Annotated in this window: 21 protein-coding genes; 16 read left to right on the forward strand and 5 right to left on the reverse strand. The window is 59.6% G+C overall.

Going from position 1 to position 22,817, the window contains the following annotated elements:
* Window positions 1-29: 29 nt before the first annotated feature.
* From U2949_RS06275 to U2949_RS06285, 3 genes are all read left to right on the forward strand, one after another.
* A complete protein-coding gene (locus U2949_RS06275) occupies window positions 30-893 on the forward strand; it encodes a pirin family protein (RefSeq protein ID WP_321286701.1) in 864 nt (287 codons plus the stop codon).
* Window positions 894-1,038: 145 nt separating this feature from the next.
* Entirely contained in the window at window positions 1,039-1,389 is a 351-nt protein-coding gene (locus tag U2949_RS06280) for a hypothetical protein (protein ID WP_257724136.1), read from the forward strand.
* Between the two features lie 71 nt (window positions 1,390-1,460).
* A complete protein-coding gene (locus U2949_RS06285) occupies window positions 1,461-3,020 on the forward strand; it encodes a TerC family protein (RefSeq protein WP_026484037.1) in 1,560 nt (519 codons plus the stop codon).
* A 35-nt stretch (window positions 3,021-3,055) separates the two neighbouring features.
* Here the strand turns inward: U2949_RS06285 and U2949_RS06290 are convergent, their stop codons facing one another.
* Together U2949_RS06290 and U2949_RS06295 are read right to left on the reverse strand one after the other, a co-directional pair.
* Window positions 3,056-4,030 (reverse strand): FecR family protein, encoded by a 975-nt coding sequence (locus U2949_RS06290; RefSeq protein ID WP_026484036.1) that lies wholly within the window; start codon window positions 4,028-4,030, stop codon window positions 3,056-3,058.
* Between the two features lie 169 nt (window positions 4,031-4,199).
* Complete coding sequence (locus U2949_RS06295; protein ID WP_321286803.1) at window positions 4,200-5,096, reverse strand: LysR family transcriptional regulator; 897 nt, start codon at window positions 5,094-5,096, stop codon at window positions 4,200-4,202.
* 89 nt (window positions 5,097-5,185) lie between these two features.
* Here U2949_RS06295 and U2949_RS06300 point away from each other — a divergent pair, with 89 nt between their 5' ends.
* Window positions 5,186-5,758: a DMT family transporter gene (locus tag U2949_RS06300; RefSeq protein WP_321286704.1), complete on the forward strand. Its 573-nt coding sequence runs from the start codon at window positions 5,186-5,188 to the stop codon at window positions 5,756-5,758.
* Between the two features lie 3 nt (window positions 5,759-5,761).
* Here U2949_RS06300 and U2949_RS06305 read toward each other — a convergent pair whose 3' ends face one another.
* The 3 genes from U2949_RS06305 to U2949_RS06315 form a co-directional block, all read right to left on the reverse strand.
* Complete coding sequence (locus U2949_RS06305) at window positions 5,762-6,955, reverse strand: multidrug effflux MFS transporter (protein ID WP_321286705.1); 1,194 nt, start codon at window positions 6,953-6,955, stop codon at window positions 5,762-5,764.
* Window positions 6,956-7,133: 178 nt separating this feature from the next.
* Window positions 7,134-10,334 carry a DEAD/DEAH box helicase gene (locus U2949_RS06310; protein ID WP_321286707.1) on the reverse strand — a complete coding sequence of 1,067 codons (3,201 nt, stop codon included), beginning with the start codon at window positions 10,332-10,334 and terminating at the stop codon, window positions 7,134-7,136.
* 157 nt (window positions 10,335-10,491) lie between these two features.
* Complete coding sequence (locus tag U2949_RS06315; RefSeq protein WP_321286709.1) at window positions 10,492-11,247, reverse strand: alpha/beta hydrolase; 756 nt, start codon at window positions 11,245-11,247, stop codon at window positions 10,492-10,494.
* Window positions 11,248-11,330: 83 nt separating this feature from the next.
* On the opposite strand from U2949_RS06315, the gene U2949_RS06320 reads away from it, so the two are divergent.
* The 12 genes from U2949_RS06320 to U2949_RS06375 all read left to right on the forward strand — a co-directional run bounded on the left by U2949_RS06320 (window position 11,331) and on the right by U2949_RS06375 (window position 22,810).
* Window positions 11,331-12,383, forward strand: a complete 1,053-nt coding sequence (locus U2949_RS06320; protein WP_021447070.1) for a FecCD family ABC transporter permease — start codon at window positions 11,331-11,333, stop codon at window positions 12,381-12,383.
* 3 nt (window positions 12,384-12,386) lie between these two features.
* The gene (locus U2949_RS06325) at window positions 12,387-13,172 is read left to right on the forward strand and encodes an ABC transporter ATP-binding protein (RefSeq protein WP_026484031.1); all 786 of its coding nucleotides are present in this window, start codon (window positions 12,387-12,389) and stop codon (window positions 13,170-13,172) included.
* Window positions 13,169-14,320 (forward strand): ABC transporter substrate-binding protein, encoded by a 1,152-nt coding sequence (locus U2949_RS06330; protein ID WP_321286711.1) that lies wholly within the window; start codon window positions 13,169-13,171, stop codon window positions 14,318-14,320. Before U2949_RS06325 ends, U2949_RS06330 begins: the two co-directional genes overlap by 4 nt.
* Window positions 14,321-14,326: 6 nt before the next feature.
* Window positions 14,327-15,106, forward strand: a complete 780-nt coding sequence (locus U2949_RS06335) for an alpha/beta hydrolase (protein ID WP_321286713.1) — start codon at window positions 14,327-14,329, stop codon at window positions 15,104-15,106.
* A 164-nt stretch (window positions 15,107-15,270) separates the two neighbouring features.
* A complete protein-coding gene (locus U2949_RS06340) occupies window positions 15,271-16,353 on the forward strand; it encodes an NAD/NADP-dependent octopine/nopaline dehydrogenase family protein (protein WP_153228858.1) in 1,083 nt (360 codons plus the stop codon).
* The gene (locus tag U2949_RS06345) at window positions 16,353-17,369 is read left to right on the forward strand and encodes a 3-hydroxybutyryl-CoA dehydrogenase (RefSeq protein ID WP_060186118.1); all 1,017 of its coding nucleotides are present in this window, start codon (window positions 16,353-16,355) and stop codon (window positions 17,367-17,369) included. The genes U2949_RS06340 and U2949_RS06345 overlap by 1 nt, the downstream gene beginning before the upstream one ends.
* A gap of 74 nt (window positions 17,370-17,443) precedes the next feature.
* Window positions 17,444-18,418: an ABC transporter substrate-binding protein gene (locus tag U2949_RS06350; RefSeq protein ID WP_270118373.1), complete on the forward strand. Its 975-nt coding sequence runs from the start codon at window positions 17,444-17,446 to the stop codon at window positions 18,416-18,418.
* On the forward strand, window positions 18,415-19,179 hold the full coding sequence (locus U2949_RS06355; RefSeq protein ID WP_026484025.1) for an ABC transporter ATP-binding protein: 765 nt from the start codon (window positions 18,415-18,417) through the stop codon (window positions 19,177-19,179). Before U2949_RS06350 ends, U2949_RS06355 begins: the two co-directional genes overlap by 4 nt.
* Window positions 19,176-19,961 (forward strand): ABC transporter permease, encoded by a 786-nt coding sequence (locus tag U2949_RS06360; protein ID WP_026484024.1) that lies wholly within the window; start codon window positions 19,176-19,178, stop codon window positions 19,959-19,961. The genes U2949_RS06355 and U2949_RS06360 overlap by 4 nt, the downstream gene beginning before the upstream one ends.
* 40 nt (window positions 19,962-20,001) lie before the next feature.
* On the forward strand, window positions 20,002-20,778 hold the full coding sequence (locus U2949_RS06365) for an ABC transporter permease (protein ID WP_226349577.1): 777 nt from the start codon (window positions 20,002-20,004) through the stop codon (window positions 20,776-20,778).
* Between the two features lie 114 nt (window positions 20,779-20,892).
* Window positions 20,893-21,354, forward strand: coding sequence for a MarR family winged helix-turn-helix transcriptional regulator (locus U2949_RS06370; RefSeq protein WP_009462841.1), 462 nt, complete (start codon window positions 20,893-20,895; stop codon window positions 21,352-21,354).
* 253 nt (window positions 21,355-21,607) lie between these two features.
* A complete protein-coding gene (locus U2949_RS06375; protein ID WP_230940611.1) occupies window positions 21,608-22,810 on the forward strand; it encodes an ABC transporter substrate-binding protein in 1,203 nt (400 codons plus the stop codon).
* The last annotated feature ends 7 nt before the right edge of the window (window positions 22,811-22,817 follow it).

Here is a 22,817-nt window from a genome sequence, read left to right on the forward strand (position 1 = left end):
GGCATGCACTTTCAATCGGAACCCATGCCATGAAAAAGGTCGCCAGCATCCTCAGTCCATGCCCCTCTTTGGCGGGTGACGATGGCCTGGCGGCGCGTACCTTGTTCAGCCATCAGGACCACGCGGACCGGCACAGCCCCTTTCTGCGCTTGAATTACGCCGTCCCCACCCCCTACCCGGCCCGTAGCCGTCGACACAAGGTCCATGGCTCCCCGCAGCGCGGCTTTGAAACCGTCACGCTGGTGTATCAGGGCGAGCTGGAGCATCGCGACTCCACCGGTCATAGCGGCATTCTGGGTCCGGGCGATGTGCAATGGCTAAGTGCGGCCTCCGGCCTGCTGTATCAGGCCAGCCACTCCGAGCCGTTCGCCCGTCAGGGTGGTACCTGGGAAATGGTGCAGCTCTGGGTCAACCTGCCCGCCTGTGCGAAAACCCTGCCACCCAGCCAGCAATCTCTGCCCAGCGCAGACATTCCCGTTCTGGCCCTGCCCGATCAGGCGGGACAGATACGAGTGATTGCCGGGCAATACCGGGAGCAGCCCGGCGCAGCCCGACATCACAGCCCGCTCCTGTTATGGGACATACAGATCAAGGCCGGGCATCACGCCTGTTTTCAGGTGCCCGAGGGCTGGAACACCAGCTTGCTGGTGCGAAACGGCGAAGTACAGGTGAACCAGCAAACGCTAGTGCGCCCCGCTCAGGTCGTATTGTTGAGCCTGGAAGGCCAGACCATCCGGCTGCATGCCCAAAGCGACAGCCAGCTGCTGTTGCTGGGCGGCGAGCCCATTGATGAGCCCGTTTTGACCTACGGCTCTTTTGTGATGAATACACAACAGGAAATTACCCAGGCAATTGCCGACTTTGATCAGGGCCGGTTTGGCTGCCTGGGCTGAGCTTTCCCTCTACTATTTCCAAGCTGCCACGCGCCCCGATGGCGGCCCCTGCCACCCCAACCTGACCATCCATCATCACAGCACACTTGCATTGAGCCAGCCCGCATACGATATACTGAACCGTCATCGACTTCCCTTAGACACTATGAGACGCTGGTTCGTCGTCGTCTTGCTTCTTATCCTTCCCCTACAGGCTTACAGCTCCCACTACCACGCAACCGTGCAAGGTGGTCAATCGGCTTTATTCGCTCAACACGAATCCGATGCAGCCGAGTCTGTGGAACGCCGTGTCTCATCCGCCCATCATCCTTTGCATCAGCTCAGCGCCATTTTGGCGCACACGCCCATGCAACAGTATGCCGACCACGCGGATACCCCCTTGCCCTGCCCGGTTCAGTCTTTCTGGCTGCATGCCTGGCCATCGGCTTGTCCGACCTATTCCCTGCCAGCAATTTGCTGCGAATTTGCCCCGGAGCACCGTCCGCCCCGCGTCTGACGCCTGACGCGCCGCGACGCCCTGCTTCTTTGCTTTTTTGCACTTATTTATCTGTCTAACAGGACAACATCATGGAATGGCTACTCGATCCCAGCATCTGGGTCGGCTTATTAACTCTGGTGGTGCTGGAGATTGTTCTCGGCATCGACAACCTGATCTTTATCGCGATTCTGGCCGATAAACTGCCTCCGCATCAGCGCGACCGTGCTCGCCTGATCGGCCTGTCGCTGGCGCTGATCATGCGCCTGGGTCTGCTTACTATCGTCTCCTGGCTGGTCACCCTGACCACGCCACTGTTCTCCATTGGCCCGCTCAGCTTCTCCGGGCGCGACCTGATCCTGCTGCTGGGCGGTCTGTTCCTGCTGTTCAAGGCCACCAGCGAACTGCATGAACGTCTGGAAGGTGGCGATCATCACTCCAGTACCAACAAGGCCTATGCCAGCTTTGGCGTCGTGGTAGCCCAAATTGTGGTGCTGGACGCCGTGTTCTCGCTGGATGCCGTGATTACTGCCGTGGGTATGGTGGATCAACTGCCCGTCATGATGGCAGCCGTCATTATCTCGATTGCGCTGATGATCTGGGCCTCCAAGCCACTGACCACCTTCGTGAACAACCACCCCACCGTGGTGGTGCTGTGCTTGAGTTTCTTGCTGATGATTGGTCTGACGCTGACCGCCGAAGGCCTGGGCTTCAAGATTCCCAAGGGCTATCTGTACGCGGCCATTGGTTTCTCCATCCTGATCGAGTTCTTCAACCAGATTGCCCGCCGCAGTCTGCAACGCTCGCAGTCACGCCGTCCTTTGCGTGACCGTACCGCGGAAGCCGTACTGCGCATGCTGAGCAACCGCAAGAATGAAGACAAGGACGACAGCGGCAACGATGGTCAGCTGGAACTGGACGAGCAGGCTTTCCGCACAGAAGAGCGCAATATGGTCAGCGGTGTGCTCAGCCTGGCCGAACGCCCGATTCGCTCCTTGATGACGCCTCGTCAGGAAATTACCTGGCTCAACCTTGAGGACTCCGCCGACACCTTGCGCCAGCAACTGCGCTCTACCCCGCACAGCTTCTTGCCGGTGTGTCAGGGCGATCTGGACCAGGTGGTGGGTGTAGCTCGCGCCAAGGATTTGCTGGCCGATCTGGACGACTACCCGCAGGTCAAACTGTGGCCGGATCTGCGTGAGCCCATCATCGTGCACGAACACACCGATGTACTCAGTGCGATTGCCATGTTGAAGCAGTCCAATGGCCAGTTCGTGCTGGTAACGGACGAGTACGGCGCGATTGAAGGCCTGCTGACCCCCATCGACATTCTGGAGGCCATTGCCGGCGAGTTCCCCGACGAGGACGAACAACCCGCCATTCAGCAGATTGGCCCCAATCTGTGGCAAGTGGATGGCAGCATAGACCTGCTCTTGCTGGCCCAAGCCGTGGAAGCGGACGACCTGCTTTTGAAAGACAGCAGCTTCAATTCCGTGGCCGGCTTTTTGCTGGAGCGTCTGGACTCCCTGCCCACGGTAGGGACGGTCGTTGAGGCAGACGGCCTGCGCTTCGAGATTACCGAAGTCAGCCAACGTCGTATTGCAACGGTACACGTCAGCCGCTTGCAGGAACCTGAGCAGACACAAGAGTAAAAGAAAAGGCCCGCTTCACAGCGGGCCTTTTTCAATCAGGCTCGGCTTAAAAGAGCGATTCCGCCAGGCAAGCGCGTCACCGCCACGCCATATAACTGCTGCAAAATGTCGAGCGCCTCGGGCAAGTTATCCAGGTTGACGGCAAAGCTGACCAGGACAGACCCCAAGCTTGCGTCACGCAGGATCAGATGCCCTGCCCAATAGCGATTCAGCTCGGCCAGCACCTGCGACAAAGGATGCTCATGAAAAGTCAGACGGCCCTGACGCCAGGACGGGAAGTCCTCCGCCGCCACCGTTTGTACCGAACTGATGGCATGGCGTCCATACACCAGTTGCTCCCCGGCCCCCAAACGATAGCCTTGTCCTCCAAAATCCACCTGAGCGCTGCCGGACAAACAAGTAACTTCGGTTTTGCCATCCAGATAGCGAATATTGGTACGGCCATTAAAGGTCTGAATGGAGCCGGCGCCAGCAAACACCGTACAGGCCGAGGCCGAGCGCTCGGACTGGCGCACTTCCACTTCACCATCGAGCAGAGCCACAATGCGGCCCAGATGCGGGTCGTCACTGACGTTCAAGCGACTGCGCGTATTCATATCCAGCCAGACATGATCCAGCAACTGCACGCGCCGCTGCTCACCGGCCCCCGTGCGGTAGTCGGCGCGCAAATCGGCCAGCGAAGGCCATAGCTGCATGGGGGGTTTGGCCACCAGATACACACCGCCGCCCACCAGCAAACCGCCCAGCAAGGCACGGCGCACAGGCTGGTGGCCGCGTTTCTTCATCAGCTTGGCTTCGCGCAGCCACTCTTCACGATCTTGGGGCATGGCATCCCACATTTCGCGCGCGTGCGCAAAAGCGGAGGCGTGCGAAGGACTGCGCCCACACCAGCGGCGCAGTTCCCGGGCCTGACGAGAGGTCAGCGAGGACGTTTTCAGGCGGCTGACCCAGGCTCGTGCCTCCTTGTGCAAGGTGTCTTCATCCAGATTCAAGGCATTAGCAGGGTTCATCAACAATCAATTCAAAAAGCACTACACAAGGACTGACAGTCGCAATCCAAAACGTTTTATCCAACCGTTTAAACGGATAAAAGCTGATCTTCAAGAGCAAACATAAATTGTCGGAAACTGCAGGCCCTATCGTCAAGCGACAGGCAGTCATAAAGGGTAAAGACCAGGGTTAGCAGCACTGCATCAACTGCTGGCGCAGCCAGGCGTGAGCCGGATCCAGGTGACGACGGCTATGCCAGACTTGCTGAAAGGATACCGAGGGAACCGGCAGCGGCGGCTGGAAAAACACCAGTTCAGCCTGCTCGCGCAGATGTTCGGCACTGCGGCTGGAAACCGTCAAAATCAGATCCGTACCCGCCAATACCTGAGCAGCAGCACTCCAATGCGGCAAGGACAGCGCGATCTGCCGTTTAAGTCCGCGCCGGTTCAAGACATTGTCGACCTCGCTTTCCCCACCCGGACGCATGGCCAGCAGCACATGCGGACGCTGCAACCACTCCTCCAGAGCAGGAGCCTGCCCCTTGGCCAGACTGGCCCGATCCGCAATACAGATCAGATGTTCTTCAAACAAGGTCTGCGCTTGCAAACTGGCCGGAATTTCCGAGAACACGCCCAGAGCCAGATCAATCTCGCCATCACGCAGCTGGGCCAGCATGGCTTCCCGGCTGGCCTGGCTGACCGCCAGCCGAATTCCCGGTGCGTCACGACGCAGGCGGCGCATCAATGGTGGCAAGACAATTTGCGCGCCGTAATCCGACATGGCCAAGCGAAATTCACGTTGTTCATTGGCTGGATCAAAGCCACCCGCATCCAGCAGGCCATTGAGCTGCTGCAAAGCCTGCTCCAAAGGACGCTGCAACTGCAAGGCCAGCGCGGTCAGTTCCAGCCGGGAGCCGCGACGTATCAGCAGGGGATCGTTGAACACCTGACGCAAATGCGCCAAGGCATGGCTCACGGCAGGCTGGCTTTTATGCAGACGCTGGGCAGCCCGCGTCACATGCTGCTCGGTCAACAAGGCATGCAGGCTCAGCATCAAATTCAGGTCTATACGGCGCAGTTCATCCATAAAACGAATAATGACTGTGCACACTATTAATTTCAATAAGAATTGCGAATAGTGCAAGATAGAGCTTTGATTCTTATGGAGATACGCTCATGCCCGGTACCGCTTTGTTCAGTATGTTGGTGGCTGTCTTTGCCGGTTCGGCCGTGCCGTTTCAAGCTGCCAGCAATGCCGTTCTGGGTAAGGTCCTGGGGCATCCGCTCTGGGCCACACTGGTGTCGCTCTGTATCAGTGCGGCTCTGGTACTGCCCACAATCTGGCTGATGCGCGCCCCCGCTCCCCTGACCGCGCAACTGGCGCATGCCCCCTGGTGGGTATGGACGGGTGGCGTTGGCGGGGTCATTTACATCAGCGCCGCCCTGATTCTGACGCCACGCATGGGCGCCGCCAGCTTTATTGTCTGTGTGGTGGCCGGGCAAATGCTCAGCTCCATGCTGATCGACCACTACGGTTTGATGGGCCTGACACCACGCCCTGTACATATGGGACGCATTCTAGGCGTGCTGCTGATTTTAGCTGGTATGGGCCTGGTGCAATGGTTTACGCCTTCCGTACCTGCGGCGGCTGAAAGCAAAAGCGCCACTGCAGATCACAGTGGCGCTCAGGAAAACAATCCAAGCCAGGCTCAACGCGCTGGCGCTGACAACAGCACCCGATCTTCATAGGGCTTAGGCGGAAGCCTCGGCCGATTTGGAACGGAACTGGCTGCACCACCAGAACCCGGCCGACAAGGCAGCCGCCGACAACATGCCCAAGGCCAACAACAAGCCGCTATCGAACAGCAGTGGAGCCACCACACCGGAAACGGTGGCAAACAAAAGCATTTGCCAGGCACTTTGTACCGAGGAAGCCAGGCCGCGCATGGTGGGGAAGGTGCCCAAAGTCACCACCGTCATGCCCGGCAAGGCCATGGACATGCCAAAGGCGTACACAAAAATAGGCATCACGGCCCAAGGCACTTCAGCCTGGAACAGCAGGTTGTACACCGTGTTGAAGGTCGCACCAGCCAGCATGATGGACAGGCCCAGACGAATCATGCGTGCCGGGGCCAGCTTTTCAGCAAAGCGGGCATTCAGAATAGAGCCACCCAGCATACCGCCAATGAAGGGCAGGAACAGCCAGGCAAAGGCGGTTTCTGTCAGACCCAGCACACCAATCACAAAGCTGGCCGCCGACGAAATGTACAAGGCAAAGCCGCCAAACGCACAGGCAATAGCGGAAATCGCCAGCACGAAGCGACCATTGCTCAAGGCGCGTGCATAATTGGCCAGAATTACCCACAGCTTCAAGGGCTGGCGCGAGGCCACGGGCAAGGTTTCAGGCAGTTGCCGCCAGCACAGCGCGATCAGGGCAATACTGAGCACCGTCAGCATCCAGAACACCGAGCGCCAGCCCGAATAACTACTTAAATAGCCGCCCATGACCGGTGCAAGCGCCGGGGCCAGACTGAAGACCATCGTGATGTGGGCAAACAAGCGCTGAGCTTGCACCCCTTGTACACAGTCGCGCGCCAAGGCCTGACCGACGACACGTCCGGCACCTGCCGAACAGCCCTGAATCAAACGGAAGAACAACAGCCAGGAAAAGCTGGGGGCCAGCGCCGAGCCCACCGACCCGATCAGAAACAGGATCAGTGAGGCCAGAATCACGGGACGCCGCCCGAAGCTGTCGGACAGCATGCCCCAGAACAGGCTCATGAAGGCAAAACCAAACAGGTACAGACTTAAGGTCTGCTGAACCATTGACTGGTCAACGGAAAATTCAACACCGATACGGTGAAATGACGGCAGATAGGCATCGGTAGCAAAAGGCCCCAGCATCGCCAACGCCGCCAACACCAAGGTCAGCTTGCGGTAATTCATAGATAGCTTTGGAAAACAGGGAGGGCGCCAGAATCGGCGCAGGGATAGGGGCATGGTACCCCTTAACCGGACCGTACGGACACGTCCGCACAGGGCATAGTGTATCAAACGATATAAACCGGATCGACGCGGCCCGTTTCCGTTCGGTCCGATCCGGTAGCAAACGAGTTAAAACGAATCAGCGTCGGCCCGGCGATGGCGTACCAAAAGCCTCGCGGCTGGTCTGCCCGAAACCGCTTTGGTGCAGCAAACTGCGCTCAATAAAGCGGCTGACCTGGGAGCGCACTTCCGGCAACCAGGGGCCTTGGTCAAACACTTGCGGGAACTTCATGCTGAACCAGGCATATAGGCTGATCTGCTTGCTCAGCAATTCGGCATCTTCCAGGCGAGAGGGACTGGCGGATTTCAACCAGGACGGCGCCGGTGGCAAGGCCATGGGACGTTGCGCCACGTAGGCTGACAGGCAACGCTTGAAGTAATCCAGCTCCGTATCCTTGTCCACGGACACCGGCGCACAGGCAAAGGTGAACTTCTCACGCAACTCCAGCTTGGGGGCCAGACGGTCTACACAAAAGCCCAGCTCGATGGCGTCTTTCAAGCCCGCTGTCTGGAACAAGGGGCTATCAGAAGCCACTTTCTGCGCAAAGTACTGGAGCACCGCGCCAATATTGTTGTTATCCAATAAGGACGCCAGCGCCTGCACGTGCTCGGGGCTGGGTGCAATGGGCAAGCGCAAATCCACACTGGGAGCATCACTCTGCAATTGGGTACGGATATGGTTCAAGTCCTGCTTGTCCATCGCTCCCACATAGCCTTTGGGGTACAGACCGTAGCGGCCTGCCCGTCCGGCAATCTGGCGCACTTCGGTGGCGTTCAGGGCGCGCATGGAGCGGCCGTCGAACTTGTGAACCGTAGAGAACAAAACGCGGCGAATCGGCAAGTTCAAGCCCATGCCAATCGCATCGGTGGCCACCAGCACATCGGCCTCGCCTTGGGAAAAACGTTCGGACTCGGTGCGGCGTACTTCCGGAGCCAGCGCGCCGTAAATGGTGGCGACTTTCCAGCCTTGAGCGCGGTAGCGAGCACTGAGCGTCAGTACGTCCTTACGGGTAAAGGCCACCACCGCGTCGCCTTTGGAGACACCCTGGGCTTCACGCTGACGATCTTTGCGCCCCCGCCACGGCGCTTCATGACGCCCTTGCTTGCCTGTTGCTCGTGGCGGCTCCACTGGGTAAGGCATGACCTCCAGTGGAGTTTTACGTTCGGTAAATTCCAGCTCCATGGTCTCCTCCATGGAGCGCACCAGACGCTCGCACGGACGCAAGACCGAGGCATCACCACAGACAAACAGGGTACGGGCCGGAACACCGACCAAGGCCGCCGTCCAGGCCCAGCCGCGCTGCTCGTCTTGCAGCATTTGAATCTCGTCCAGGACGGCCACGCGCACTTCCATCGTGGGGTCCATCATCTCGACCGTGCAGGCGGTGTGCTGGGCACCGGGCACCATCACGCGCTCTTCGCCCGTCACCAGATTGCAGGGGATACCAGCATTCATCAGGCGATCGCGCACTTCCATGGCCAGCAGTCGCAGCGGGGCCAGATACACGCCGGATCGGGCTTCCATCAAAGCTTCCAGGGCCTCATGCGTCTTGCCCGAGTTGGTCGGACCCAAGCGGAACACCAGATGGCGGCGGATGCCACGGGCCAGGCTGAACATCTCCGGGAAGTCACCCAGGCGCATCAGGTCCTGGGCACGCTGTTGCTCCACACTTTCCAGGATGCGGCGCACCGGGCCATTGAGCAGACGCTTTTCAAAATCCCCGGCCTCGATTTCTTTTTGCTCGATGCCCTCTTCCAGAGCCATGCGCAAGGCTTTGGCCAGTTCCAGAAAGGACGAGCCATCAATCAGGGGGCGCTGGGTTTGCAAAAACGCATCCAGCGAATCTTCCAGACGCTGGGACAGACGGTTTTGAGCTGCCGTGTTGAACAAGACCGAAACACGAGCGGGCAATCGATCCAGCTCCGAGCCGGTACGTGGCAAAGGCACGGCGGCCTGCATACGAACATTGGCGCGCCAGTGCTGACGCTCGCCCGCTACGGGCACATTCACCGCCAGCCACAAATCCTTGTGCCACCACAGGCGCAGTGGATCTTCCGGGTCAATTTCGTAATCGCACTCTTCTTGCTTCTTGATCTGGTTCAGCACTTGTTGCTGACGCCATTGCGTACGGGCACGGTCGGCGGCTCGCTGGTACTGCGCACGTTCACGATTGCTTAAGGTGCTGGCATGTTGCTCGCGCCATTGTTCAATCTGGTTCTGGTCGATGGCCACCAGCAAATCCGGATGATGGGCAACACGGTCACGGCCGCCAGCGGCTCCGCTACGTACTTCCAGCTTGGTGCTGGGCAAGCGGCGATCGGCCAGCCACAGCTCGTATTCCTGACGAGTGATGCCCAGCAAGGCCATGGTCTCTTCCGAGCCTATGCACTCCTGCTCCCAGGCCCAACGCTGCTGGCGTTGCTCGCGCTGACGTTCCTGGCGTTGGGCTTGAGCCTGCAGCAAAAACTCCTGCTGCTCGGCATCCAGCTTGAACTCCTGGGTCAGGACAGCGGCACTGGCATTGCGGCCATATACCGTCATGAACCAATGAGCAGGTTCCCCGGCTTGCAGGCCCTCGAAGGCCTCCGGGGTGATGCGTTGCGGCTCGCAACCTTGCTCTTTCAGCCAGGCTGTCAAACGCTCCTGGGCCTGATTGAACTTGCGCTGTTTGTCGTTTTGTTCTTTTTGACGCGCTTGTTCACGTTCTTTTTGGGCCTGCTCCCAGCGCTGACTGCGTTGCTCGCGATCGCGCTGTTCGGCCTGTAACTGCCACAAATAGGTCTGCGCCAAAGGCATGGACTGCCAGGCTTGCACCAAAGCCTGCAAGCGCGGGCCGCGCTCGGCCTCGGGCCAGTTCTCGCTTAAAGGCAAGGACTGGGAGGCAATCGCTCCAGCCAATTGAGCGCGCTGTTCAAGCAGCTGTTCGCGCAAGGCTTCATAAATATCCGCTTCCAGCTTGTCCACGCTCATTTGATACAGCAGGCGCAGGGTACGAATCACGACCTCGGGCACACCTTGGGACTGCAGGCGCTGGTCCGCATCCTTCAAACTCAGTTCGGCGGCGATGATCTGATTGAAAAAGGCGGCGTCCTGCGGCAAGCGCCAGGCTTTCAGCCACACGCGCCGTATGCCTGCCCGGTCCTGAAAACGCGCTTTCTTGGCGACCTGACGAGCCACACCTTCCAGACGTGGGTAATCCAGCCATTGGGGATGGAGCAGCAAGCCCGCTTGAGTGGGAACGGGAGAATCGGAAACAGACGAAGCGCGACGCGCAGCCATAGGGCGGGGACCTGAAAATACGGGAAGAAGAGAACGAGAAAGGCAGAAAAGCCGGTTCAAGCAAGCATGAGCAGCATTATACGGGTCTGCTCCGGGACGTTCAGAGGATACAGGCAATCACCGTGCTGAACGTCTTTGTGGGCAAGAAAATACAGGGCTACTCAGCCAGCCATTCCAGACAGCCTTGCGGCAAGGCTGCCAAACCGGACTGGCTGTGATTACAGCCCGGCACGATGCGAAAACGCGGCTCGCCACCTTGTTGCTGCGCCAAAGCCTGTGCCAACTCCCGGGTGCCGTCCACCATGCGGCGCTCTTGCAAACGTAAACGACGCAGCTCGCGCTTGTCCTCGGGCATGGCTTCCTCTGCCGGGCCCAGGCTTTGCTCGAACTCGCCAACGGAGAACTGTACGGGCATCGTCATAGCGGCTTTGGGCAAGGGTTGGGCCAGCAGTCGAGCCAGATAGCCCTCCCCCCACCAGACCGAGGGGCTGGACACCACCAGTGCATCGAACAATTCTGGCTGTTGATACAGCAGTTGCAAGGCAAACAGGCCACCCAGGGAATGGCCGCAGAGCAAACGCCGCTGCGCATCCAAAGGAGCCTGTGCGTAGGCCCAGGGCAAGAAAACGTCCTGCATCATGGCCAGAAAATACGGCGCGTGGCCCGCTTCTCCATTGAGCGCGGGGGTGAAGTCCTGATCGCGCCAGACCTCCGCGCCATAACCTATCCCCAGCACGGCACAGGCTTGTGGAGCCTGCTTTTCACAGGTGGCCAGCACCGCTTCAAATTGCGGTAGATCAAGCACGCACAGCAATGGCCAGCCCTGCGCAGGCGCTGGCACGTCCGGCCAGGCCAAAGTCAGACGATACTGTCGGCCCAATGGGGAAAGAAAATCCAGATGTTCAAGCTGCATAAAAGAATCGCGGTAAGGGCGCCAAAGCCCGGCTGATGAACTATACTTTCTTTCTATGTAAACGGTTATCATTCAGACACTTAATGTCCACATCTGCTGTTCCGGCCCCTGCGCTGGCCGACTATCAACACATCCTCAGACGTCGCTGGCTCCTTGTTGGGGCCCTGGTTCTTGTGATTCTGGCCTCGATTGTGGCCGATTTCATGTTGGGGCCCTCGGGTCTTAGCCTGGGAGAACTGAGCCACGCGCTGTTCAACCCGGAACAGTCCGACCCGACCACCCGCGTCATCGTCTGGGAAATCCGCCTGCCTTATGCCTTGATGGCCATGGCCATTGGTTTGGCACTCGGCCTGTCCGGTGCGGAAATGCAGACCATTTTGAATAACCCGCTGGCCAGCCCCTTTACCTTGGGGATTTCCTCGGCGGCGGCCTTTGGCGCTTCCCTGGCAATTGTGCTGGACCTGTCAATTCCCGGTATTCCGCAGGCCTGGACCATTGCCGCCAATGCCTTTATTTTTGCCCTGCTGTCGGCCATGCTCCTGGACGCGGTGGCCCGCTGGGGCGCCATGAGTACCGCCAACCTGGTGCTGTTCGGTATTGCGCTGGTGTTCTCCTTTAACGCACTGGTTTCGCTGGTGCAATTTGTGGCCAGCGCCGAAGCCCTGCAAGGGCTGGTGTTCTGGACCATGGGCAGCCTGTCGCGCTCCTCCTGGGGCAAGGTTGGCATCATGCTGGCGGTGTTTGCGCTGATTCTGCCGCTGTCCCTGCGTGATACCTGGAAACTGACCGCCCTGCGTCTGGGTGAAGACCGCGCCACCAGCTTTGGCATCAATGTCTCGCGCCTGCGTCTGGTGTCCTTGCTGCGTATCAGCTTGCTGGCCGCACTGGCCGTGTCCTTTGTGGGCACTATCGGCTTTGTGGGCCTGATTGCGCCGCATATTGCCCGCCGCCTGTTTGGTGAAGATCACCGTTTCTACCTGCCCGGCAGTGCCTTGGTGGGTGGGGTGATTCTGTCCCTGGCCTCGATTGCCTCGAAAAACATTGTGCCCGGCATCATTATTCCGGTCGGCATTGTCACCTCGCTGGTGGGTGTGCCCTTCTTCCTGGGCGTTGTGCTGCGACGCCAAATAAAGTGAACCATGCTTGAAGTCCACGATCTGAGCCTGTCCTACGGCAAACGCGAAATCCTGTCCAAGCTGACCATCGAGCCTTTGCAGCCCGGTCAGCTGGTGGCTTTGCTGGGCCCCAATGGTAGCGGCAAATCCACCCTGCTCAAGTCCCTGGCGGGGCTGCTCAAGCCCACCACCGGCGAGATCCTCCTGGACGGTCAGGAGCTGAGCGGCGTCAGCTTCGAGCAGCGCGCCCAAAAAGTGGTGTACCTGCCCCAATCCCTGCCCGCTTCGGTCCACCTGCGTGTGTTTGAATCCGTACTGGTGGCGGCCAATGCCTCGGCCCCTGGTGGCCACGCCCGCGATGTGGATCATGAGCACATCATGCACATCCTGCAACGCCTGGGCATTGCGCACTTGTCCATGCACTATCTGGACCAGCTTTCGGGCGGCCAGAAACAGCTGGTGGGCCTGGCACAAGCCCTGATACGCAAGCCAAAGCTGCTGCTGCTGGACGAACCCTTGTCGGCTCTGGACCTGAACTATCAATTCCACGTGATGGACTTGCTGGCCCAGGAAACCCACGACAACAATCTGATCACCCTGATCGTGCTGCATGACCTGAACGTAGCTCTGCGCCATAGCGACTATGCGCTGATGATTGAGGGCGGTGGACTGCTGGCGCAAGGCGAGCCTGCCAAGGTGATTACCCCCAACTCGCTGGCCCAGGCTTATGGCGTACGTGCCCGCGTGGAGAGCTGCTCGCAGGGCACCTTGCAAATCATTATCGACGGGCTGCAAGAGCCTGTGCTATGACCTTCGGAGAACCCATGAACATCCTGCGCCACCTGCTGCTGTCGCTGACCTTGCTCTTGCCTTTGAGCGTGCAGGCCCAGTCCATCGAAGTTACCGATGCCATGGGTCGTACCGTTACCCTGCCTGGCCCCGCCAAACGCATTGTGTTGACCCAGGCGCGTCACTTCCCGGTACTGGCTTTGGTCCACCCAGAGCCAGCAAACCTGATTGCAGGCTGGTCGGACGAGTTCAAAACCTCCTTCTCCAACGAGTACGAGACCTATCTGAAGCGCTACCCGCAACTGGCCAGTATCCCTATTGTGGGTCGCCATACGGCAGATACCTTCTCGATCGAACAGGCCCTGGCCCTGCGTCCGGATCTGGTCGTGCTGACGGCTGCCTTTGCGGGCCTGACTCCCGGTCAGGACACACGCGACTCAGCCCTGATCCAGCGCCTGACTGCCGCCAAAGTGCCCGTCATTGTGATCGACTTCTTTGTGAACCCGCTGGAGAACACCGTACCCAGCCTGCGCGCACTGGGCTACGCCGTGGGTGAGAAGGAACGCACCGACGAGTTCATCCAGTTTTACGAAGAACACATGCAGGGCGTTGCCCAGCGACTGGCTGATCTGCCCAAGGAAGATCACCCGCCCGTTTTTGTGCATGCCCATGCAGGCAGCACGGACTGCTGCAACTCGCCCGGCGCAGGCACCTTCAACGACATGATCAGCTATGCAGGCGGCCACAATATTGGCGCGGATGTCCTGAAAAGCTCCACCGGCAAGCTGAATTTTGAATACATCAATTCCCGCGCGCCTGTGGTCTATGTGGCTACGGGCACAGGCGCAGGCAAGCGCACCACCTCTGGCGGATTGGCTATTGGCACAGGCGTCAGCGAAGACCAGGCTCGTAAGAGCCTGCAAGCCATTATTGACGGCAATCGTCTGCAGGCCCTGCCAGCCGTGCGCAGCGGCAATAGCCACGGCATCTGGCATGCCTTCAACGATTCGCCTTTGCACATGATTTTCATTGAGGCCTTGGCAACCTGGATTCACCCGGATCGTTTTGAAGGGGTCTCGGCCTTGAAAACGCTGGAAGAGGTAAACCAGCGCTTTCTGACCGTGCCGATGGAAGGCTCCTACATGATTGATCTGAAGCCCGCCCCCTAAGCCTTCATGTCTCGTCTGATACCACTGGAACTGCCGCCTGCGGGCGGTCATCCCCATCACGTCTTGCTGCGCCTGCCGGACGGAAAGCCTGCACAAGGCCCTGTGCCTTTGCTGTGCCTGCTTGATGGTCAGTGGACCTTGCCCCTGCTGGAAGAAAGCGGCCACCCCGCCTTGCAGCACTGCGCGATTCTATCGCTGGGCTATCAAGGCGATCGCGATCAGATCACACGGTATCGCGCCCTGGACTACACCCCGCCCGGCCCGGACGGCGGCTTATGGGAAGATCCGCGCATTCCCGAGTGGCAAGCCGGTGGCGCACCCGCCATGATCGAACAAGTGCGCATGGCTCTGGCCTTGGCCCAACGAGTAGAACCCGCGCTGACCCGTTCGCGCATCAGCCTGTACGGCCATTCCTACGCTGGCCTGTTTGTGCTGTATGCCCTTAGTCAGCACAGCCTGCCCATCCAGCACTACCTGTGCGCCAGCCCGTCCTTGTGGTGGCGCGATCCCCTGATCTGGACTTTGCTGGAGCAGTTGGGCAAGCCGGTACAGGTGGATATTCTGGCCGGTGCCTCCGAGGCCTGGTATCCGCTTAGCGCTCAGGCAGCAGGACCGGAAGGACGCAAAAATGGTGTGCCTACCCTGCCCACCATGCAAAAACTGCAAGCACACTTGCAAGCTCAAGGCATGCAGGCCAATCTGCATGTGATGCCCGGAGCCGGTCACGGCCATGTGCTGGCACAAGCCACCCTGCGCGCCCTGGAACTGGCCTGCGGCGCGGCTTAGGCGCTTTTTTCCTGCGCGCACTCGGCGCCTTTTCCCTTCATATCCAAGTTTTCCCGCCCTAGGGTAACTCCCCCCATTCGTCCTCTTGTTTTAGGCCTCAACATCTTTTAGTCTGTATTTATATGCAAGTGCATAGAAATCAAAAAAAGAGATTGGAGACGAATATGAAGGTAGCGGTATTAGGTGGCGGACACGGTTGTTACGCAGCAGCGGCAGACTTGAGCGAACAGGGTCACGAAGTACGTTTGTGGCGTCGTGACACGGCTCAGCTGCAGCCCTTGCTGGACCGTCCAGTCATGACACTGAAAGACGAAGCAGGCGAGCGTGACATCCCCATTGCCAAAGTCTGCGCCGATATTGGCGAGGCCATCGCCGGTGCCGACCTGGTACTGATTCCTTCGCCCGCCATTGCACAAACCGATATTGCCCGCGTCATGGCCCCCCACCTGACCGACGGCCAGGTCGTATTCCTGCCACCGGGCACCTTTGGCTCCTTCATCATGAGCGAGATCGTGCGTGGCACCGGCAACAAGGCCGATGTCAGCTGGGCGGAAACCGGCACCCTGCCCTGGCTGGCCCGCAAGCATGGCGATACCGTCATCAACATCACCACCCGCGCCACCCGCCTGCCTACCGGCGTGTACCCCGCGCGCAATACCGACCACGCCCTGGAGGTGATTGGCAAAGTGTTCCCCAGCGTGGAGCGCTGCGAAGATGCCCTGTCCGGCGCCCTGATGAATGCCGGCCCCATCATCCACCCACCGCTGATCATGATGAACGCAGGCCCGCTGGAACACTTCCCAGCCTGGGACATTCATAACGAAGGTACTCAGCCTTCGGTTCGTGCCGTGACCACGCAGTTGGACAACGAACGCATGCGCATTCGTGAAGCGCTGGGCTACGGTGCCCCGCACTTCCCCCTGTCCGACCACTACGAAAACGACCAGTGGATGTATGGCGACCGTTCCTCGCACTCCAAGCTGGTAAAAAGCGGCGACTGGCGCGAGAAGATCGACCTGCACGAGCACCGCTACATGCGTGAAGACACCATGCTGGGTCTGGCCTTCTTCGCTTCCGTCGCCGACTGGGCCGGTGTAGACGCCCCCGTCACCAAAGGCTTGCTGGCCATTGCCGGTGCCATCGTGGGTGAAGATCTGCGCCAGGGCCAACGCACACTGGCCAGCCTGGGTCTGGACAAGATGAGCCGCGAGCAACTGCAAGAGATGCTGCAAGCCGGGAGAGCCTGATGAACGCGCCCGCCCCGATCAAACGTATCGTTGCGGTGGGCGCAGGTCGCATGGGGCGGGGCATCGCCCTGGCCTATGCGCTGCGCGGCCAAGCCGTGACCTTACTGGATTTCAAACCCCGTCAGCCTGCTGATAGTGCCCGTCTGGAAGCCGAAATACGCCAGGAATTGCGTGCCACGCTGGAACAACTGGCCGACCTGGGCATGTTCGCCACCGAACAGATCGACGGCCATCTGGCCTGCATCAGCGTCGCTCCCTTGAGCGCAGCGGCGCAAGTGCTGGGCCAGGCCGACCTGATTTACGAAGGCGTGCCCGAAACACAAGAAGCCAAGACCGACGCCCTGGGACGTATCGGCGAACTGGCCCGGCCCGATGCGCTGATCGCCTCTACCACTTCCACCATGCTGGCCTCGGATCTGGCCCCCATGTTGAGCCATCCGGAGCGTTTCCTGAACGCGCATTGGCTCAACCCGGCATTCCTGATTCCGCTGGTCGAAATCAGTGCCCACCCCGGCACCAGCGAGCAGACCTTGAGCCGTCTGCAAAGCAATCTGGAATCCATAGGCAAAGTGCCTGTGGTCTGTGGTTGCCACCCCGGTTTCATCGTTCCACGCCTGCAAACCCTGATCATGAACGAGGCCGCTCGCATGGTTGAGGAAGGCGTAGCCAGCGCAGCCGATATTGATAAGGCCACCCGCTACGGCCTGGGCTTCCGCTTTGCCAGTATCGGCGTGCTGGAGTTCATCGACTACGGCGGCAACGACATTCTGTATCACGCCGGGCAATACCTGTCGCAGAACCTGGACCCGGAACGCTACGCCGTACCCGACATCATCACCCGTTATATGGAAAGTGGACGCAACGGTCTGCGCAGCGGACAGGGCTTTCACGAATACCCGGTGGACCAGCAACAAGCGTATCGACGCGACGTTCTGGCCCGCGTACTAGGAATGCTGGATCACATCGGCCTGGCCCCTGCCCGCGCCGAGCACCTTGCCAAGGAGACACAGGAATGAAAAAAGACTCCCACGCTGCGCCTTCGGCTTGCTGCCCTCCAAGAGGGCGCTTTTCATCTTGGGGCGGCCCGACGATGAAAAAAACCGCTGCGTTGCTGTTTGCCCTGATGAGCTGTCACGGTCTGAGCCAGGCTCAGGAAGTCCCCACCCTGCGGGTAGGCTGGACCATTCCGGGCGAGGAAGCCAAGTATCTGATGGCCAAGCGCCCCGAGCTGTTCCCGCAACTGGGCAAGAAATACCAGATACAGTGGACCCAGTTCCAGGGCACCTCGCCCATGGTGCAAGCCATGCGTGCTGGCGTTCTGGAATGCTCCACCATGGCCCCCATGTCGCTGGCCAATGGCGCTATTGAGAGCGGCCTGGAAGCCTATATCGTGGCCCAGCACGTGCACTCGGACGATGATCACTTCTCCGTCTACTGGGCCGTGAAGGAAGACAGCCCGATCAAGACCGCGGCGGACCTGAAAGGCAAAGTCATTGGCACCAACGCCTATGGGGCCGGTGTGTACTTCGACATGCTGCTGTGGCTGCGCCAGAACGGCATTGACCCGGACAAGGACGTGAAAATCGTTGAAACAGGCTTCCCGCCTGCGGCTGATGCGATTCGCAGTGGCCGCATTGATGCCGGTCCCATGGCCCAGCCCTTTGCCCTGCTGAACGAAAAGAAAGGCGGCTTGCGCAAGCTGTTCTCCCTGTCTGAAGTGGCCAGCCCATCCGTACAGATTTTCGAAGCCTGCAGCAAATCCTATAGCGACGCCAACCCCGAAGTGGTGCGCGCCTATGTGCAGGACTTGAAGACCGCCATGGGCATGCTCAGCAAAGACCCGTCGCTGGCCGTGGAAGTCACGGCACAAATTACCCGTGCGCCCAAGGACTTGCTTGCCCAGTACCTGTTCACCGACAAGGACTTTGCCCGCGTCCCGGACATGCAGCCCAACCTGGAATCCATCCAGGGCACTTACGACCGCTATCACAAGGCTGGTTTCCTGAAAAAAGCCTTGAACGTACAGGACTTCTACCGGGCTGATTTACGCGAGGCAACACCATGATTGAACTGGATGGTGTCGGTAAAACCTTTAACACCCGGCAGGGCCGCAGCCATACGGCCCTGCAAGACATCGCCCTGAGCATTCCGGCAGGGCGATTTGTCTCTATTCTGGGACCCAGCGGTTGCGGCAAAAGCACCCTGCTCTATATGTTAGGGGGCTTTGAGTCCTGCTCCAGCGGCCAGATCCGCGTCAAGGGCAAGCCCATTACCGGCCCAGGTCCAGACCGTGGCCCGGTGTTTCAGGAGTACGCTCTGTTTCCCTGGAAAACCGTGCTGGGAAACGTAGCCTACGGCATGCGCGAACAAGGCATGCCAAAAGACCAGGCCGAACAGCGCGCCAGCGAATGGCTGGACAAGGTCAAGCTGGGGCCTTACGCCTCCTTCTATCCGCGTGAACTGTCCGGCGGTATGCGTCAGCGTGCGGCCATCGCCCGCACCCTGGCCTATGAGCCGGACATCCTGCTGATGGACGAGCCCTTCGGGGCGCTGGATGCCCACACGCGCGTCACCCTGCAAACGGAACTGCTCAACTTATGGGAGCAGTTGCGCAACACCGTGGTCTTTGTGACGCACGGTGTGGACGAGGCTGTCTTCCTGTCCGATACCGTGATTGTCATGACCGGCTCGCCCGGCCGCATCAAGGAGGTGGTGGAGATTGACTTGCCCCGCCCCCGCGTCCGTAGCGAGCTGCTGCGCAATCCGGTCTATCAGGAAACCATTATTCGTCTGGAGCAATCCTTGATGGCGGAGGCCCACCCATGACGCCACAGCACTGGTATGAACATCGCTGGGCCTCCTTGGTCATGGCGGCCATTCTGGTGCTGCTGGCCTGGGCAGGGCTGGCCCGTTGGGTGGGGCTGGATTCCTTCCCCAGCCCCTGGGCGGCCTTGAGCGAACTGCCTGCCCTGATCAGCGACCCGATGGCCTGGTCGGCAATCCTGCAGTCGGTTGGCCGCATGTTTGCCGGTTATGCCCTGGCACTGGTCGTGGCTGTCCCCCTGGGTCTGGCCATGGGCCGCAGCCGCCTGGTCTATACCGCTTTCTATCCTCTGGTGGCCCTGGCCTATCCCATGCCCAAAGCGGCCTTGATGCCGATCTTGATGCTATGGTTCGGTCTGGGGGATTTCTCCAAGATCCTGGTTATTGCGCTGGGCGTGTCCCTGCCTTTGCTCTATCACAGCTATCACGGCGCAACCCGCATCGAGCCCAAGCTGATCTGGGTCGCCCAGTCCATGGGCATGGGGCCCATTGCCCGTCTGGGCAAGATTGTGCTGCCCGCCTCCTTGCCGGAAGTCATGATTGGCTGCCGTGTCGGGGTGGTCATGGCCCTGATCGTGATGGTGTCCTCCGAGATGATTGCGCGTCAGGAAGGTATAGGCAATCTGCTGTTCACCTCCATGGATATGGCGCAGTACTCCACGGTGTATGCCGTCATCATGCTGCTGGCCGTGCTGGGCATTGCCTGCGATGCGCTGTTCGAGTTTGTCCGCAAACGCTGCACACACTGGCATGACTCGACCCAGAGCCTGATGGACAAAGGATGACGCTATGACCACCAAAACCTTAGCCTCACCGGGACAAGCTATGCGTTCTACTCAAACCCGCCCGGCCAAACGCCGGGATTTGTCGGGACTGTCTTTATGCATCAGTCCGGCCCTGATGCTGATTGTCTGGGAGCTGTGCACCCGCTCGGGCTGGGTCAGCCCGCAGTTATTGCCTGCCCCCTCTTCCATTCTGATGCGTGTATTGGAACTGGCCGGTCAGGCGGACTTCTGGCAGAACCTGGGCATCACCGTCTACCGCCTGATCAGTGGTTTGCTGATTGCCTGTGTGGCCGGTGTGGCCCTGGCGCTGATTGCACAGTTGACGCGCTGGAGCTCGTTCTTGCTGGATGCCCTGATCCGTCTGCTGGCCCCTATTCCCAAGATCGCCCTTTACCCGGCACTGATCCTGATCATGGGATTTGAAAGCTCATCGAAAATCGCTCTGGTGGTCTCGGATGCGATTTTCCCTGTGCTGATGGCCAGTTGGGTGGCTGCGCAAACGGTGGACCGCAAGCTGATCTGGTCGGCACGTGCTGCCGGGACATCTCGCAGTGCCTGCCTGTGGAAGATCATTTTGCCCGCCATCAGCCCGACCGTGCTGGCCGGTGTCCGGGTGGCTGGCGTCATTGCCTGCGTGGTGGTCTTTCTGGCCGAGATGATTGCCTCCACCGACGGTCTGGGCCATATGCTGACTGCCGCCGCGCGCAGCTACCGCACGATTGATATGTTTGTACCCTTGGTCTGGATCTGTGTGCTGGGCTTCGCACTGAACCTGACGATTGCCGCTTTGCAGCGCAAAGTGGATCATACGAACTGACACTGAACCAACCACTTGCCCGGCCAATGGCAGCGCTGGCCGGGCTTTCGCAGGCTCACTCAATCACTCTGAACGAGTAGCCTGCTTTTTTTGCATCAAGGAAGCCGCTTCACTATGGCCAGCCGTACTCTGACTGACGCCTATACCGGGCACGATACGTTTATCCCCTATCTGCTCAATCGCAGCACCTCGGCCTTAAATGCTGACTTTCAAACCTTGCTGCGCAGCCATGAACTGACTCTGCTGCACTGGCGTGTGCTGGCTTTTCTGAACGAAACCGATGGCCTGGGCGTCAGTACCCTGGCGCAATATACCGACGTGGATCAAACCACCTTGTCGCGCGCCCTGGTGGTAATGGAAAACGCGGGCCATCTGTCCCGCCAGCCCGACCCGCTGGACCAGCGCCGTGTACTGATCCATCTGCATGAGCAAGGTCGCCAGCACTTTCTGCGTGTTCTGCCCGCGGCTCTGGACATTCATCACCGCGCCATCCAGGGCTTTTCGGCGGAAGAACTGACCCAGTTGCGCCAGTTCCTGAACCGCATTCGCGCCAATATCAATGGAGATGCGCGCTAAATAGCCCGCTCCTGTGCTTTTTCATAAAGCGTCCGCGTGGCCGTTTTCATACCGTTGCCCGCCCCTGAATCCGCCCCCAATCGGGGCGCGTTGCTTTTAAAGACCCACGCACGAAATGGACATTCAAGGGTATGAGCCTTTATTTACGTCAGGAAAGACCATAAAATGATAATGATTAACATTTAGTAGTGCAGCCTCCTGCCTGAGATCTCCTGCCAGGCAAGCTTGGCTTTCTTACGGAAAATAAGATCTCGTGACTCTCTCCCCTACCCGTGCTGGACGTCGCCAGCTTTTGCTGGCTGCCGCGGCCAGCCCTTTGCTGTTTGGCGTTCCCCGCCTGCTTCGCGCCCAAGACGGTCCCCTGAAAATTGCCCTGCTGACATCCTTGTCCGGCCCCTTCGCCTCCTTGGGCGAAAGCATGCGCGCCGGTCTGGAGTTGATGCTGCAACAGTGCAATTACGAGATGGGCGGGCGCAAGGTGCAGTTGCTGGTAGAAGACGACCACGGCAAACCGGACGAAGCCATCCGTAAAGTGCGCAAGCTGATCGAGCGCGACAAGATCGACGTTCTGGGCGGTGTCATCAGCGCCAATATCGCACTGGCCATTCGTGACATCGTGCACGATGCGCAACTGCCTACCTTCATTTCCAATGCCGCTGCCAATGGCCTGGCTCGTGAAGCAGCCAGCCCCTACGTATTCCGCCCCACCAAAACCAGCTGGATGCTGGGCCACACCGGCGCGTTGTGGGCCTTCGAGCACATTGAAAAATCCGGCGGCATCACGCTGGGCTCGGACTACACCGCTGGCCGCGAATACATTGAAGACTTCGCCAATACTTATCAGGAACAAGGCGGCACGCTGGGTGAGCGCATCTGGACGCCCTTGGGCACACCCGACTTCGCACCCATCCTGATGAATCTGGCCGCCAGCAATCCCAAGTTTGTCTACACGTTTCTGGCCGGTGCCGACGCTGTGCGTTTCCACCAGCAGATGCAGGACTACCAACTGCACGGCAAGATCCAGATCGTGGGCCCCGGTGCCCTGTTCGATCAGGAAGACGTGATTACCGCTGTGGGCGAAGCTGCTTTGGGGGGCGTCAGCACCTTCCACCAATCGCCTGGCGCTCCGGCTGCCCAGGACTTTGTGGCCGCTTACCAGGCCAGCCGAGGCCGTTTGCCCGGCGAGGCCAGCACCTCCGGTTACGTGACCGGCCAGGTCATCAAGGCCGGTCTGGATGCGGTCAAGGGTGATCTGTCCAACAAGGCGGCCTTCAAACAGGCCCTGCTGGACAAGCCCATCAACACGGCCTTTGGCCCCATGGCTTTTGACCCGCGTAATAACCAGTCCATTCTGGATATTTACGTCAACCGGGTGGAAAAAGACGCGCAAGGTCGCCCCTTTAACACGGTGGTCCACACTTACCAGCGTATCCAGGACCCCGGCCCGCGTTCTTGAGTTCCAC

It is taken from the genome of Alcaligenes phenolicus (assembly GCF_032063905.1).
In the GTDB taxonomy this organism is placed as follows: Bacteria; Pseudomonadota; Gammaproteobacteria; order Burkholderiales; family Burkholderiaceae_B; genus Alcaligenes; species Alcaligenes phenolicus.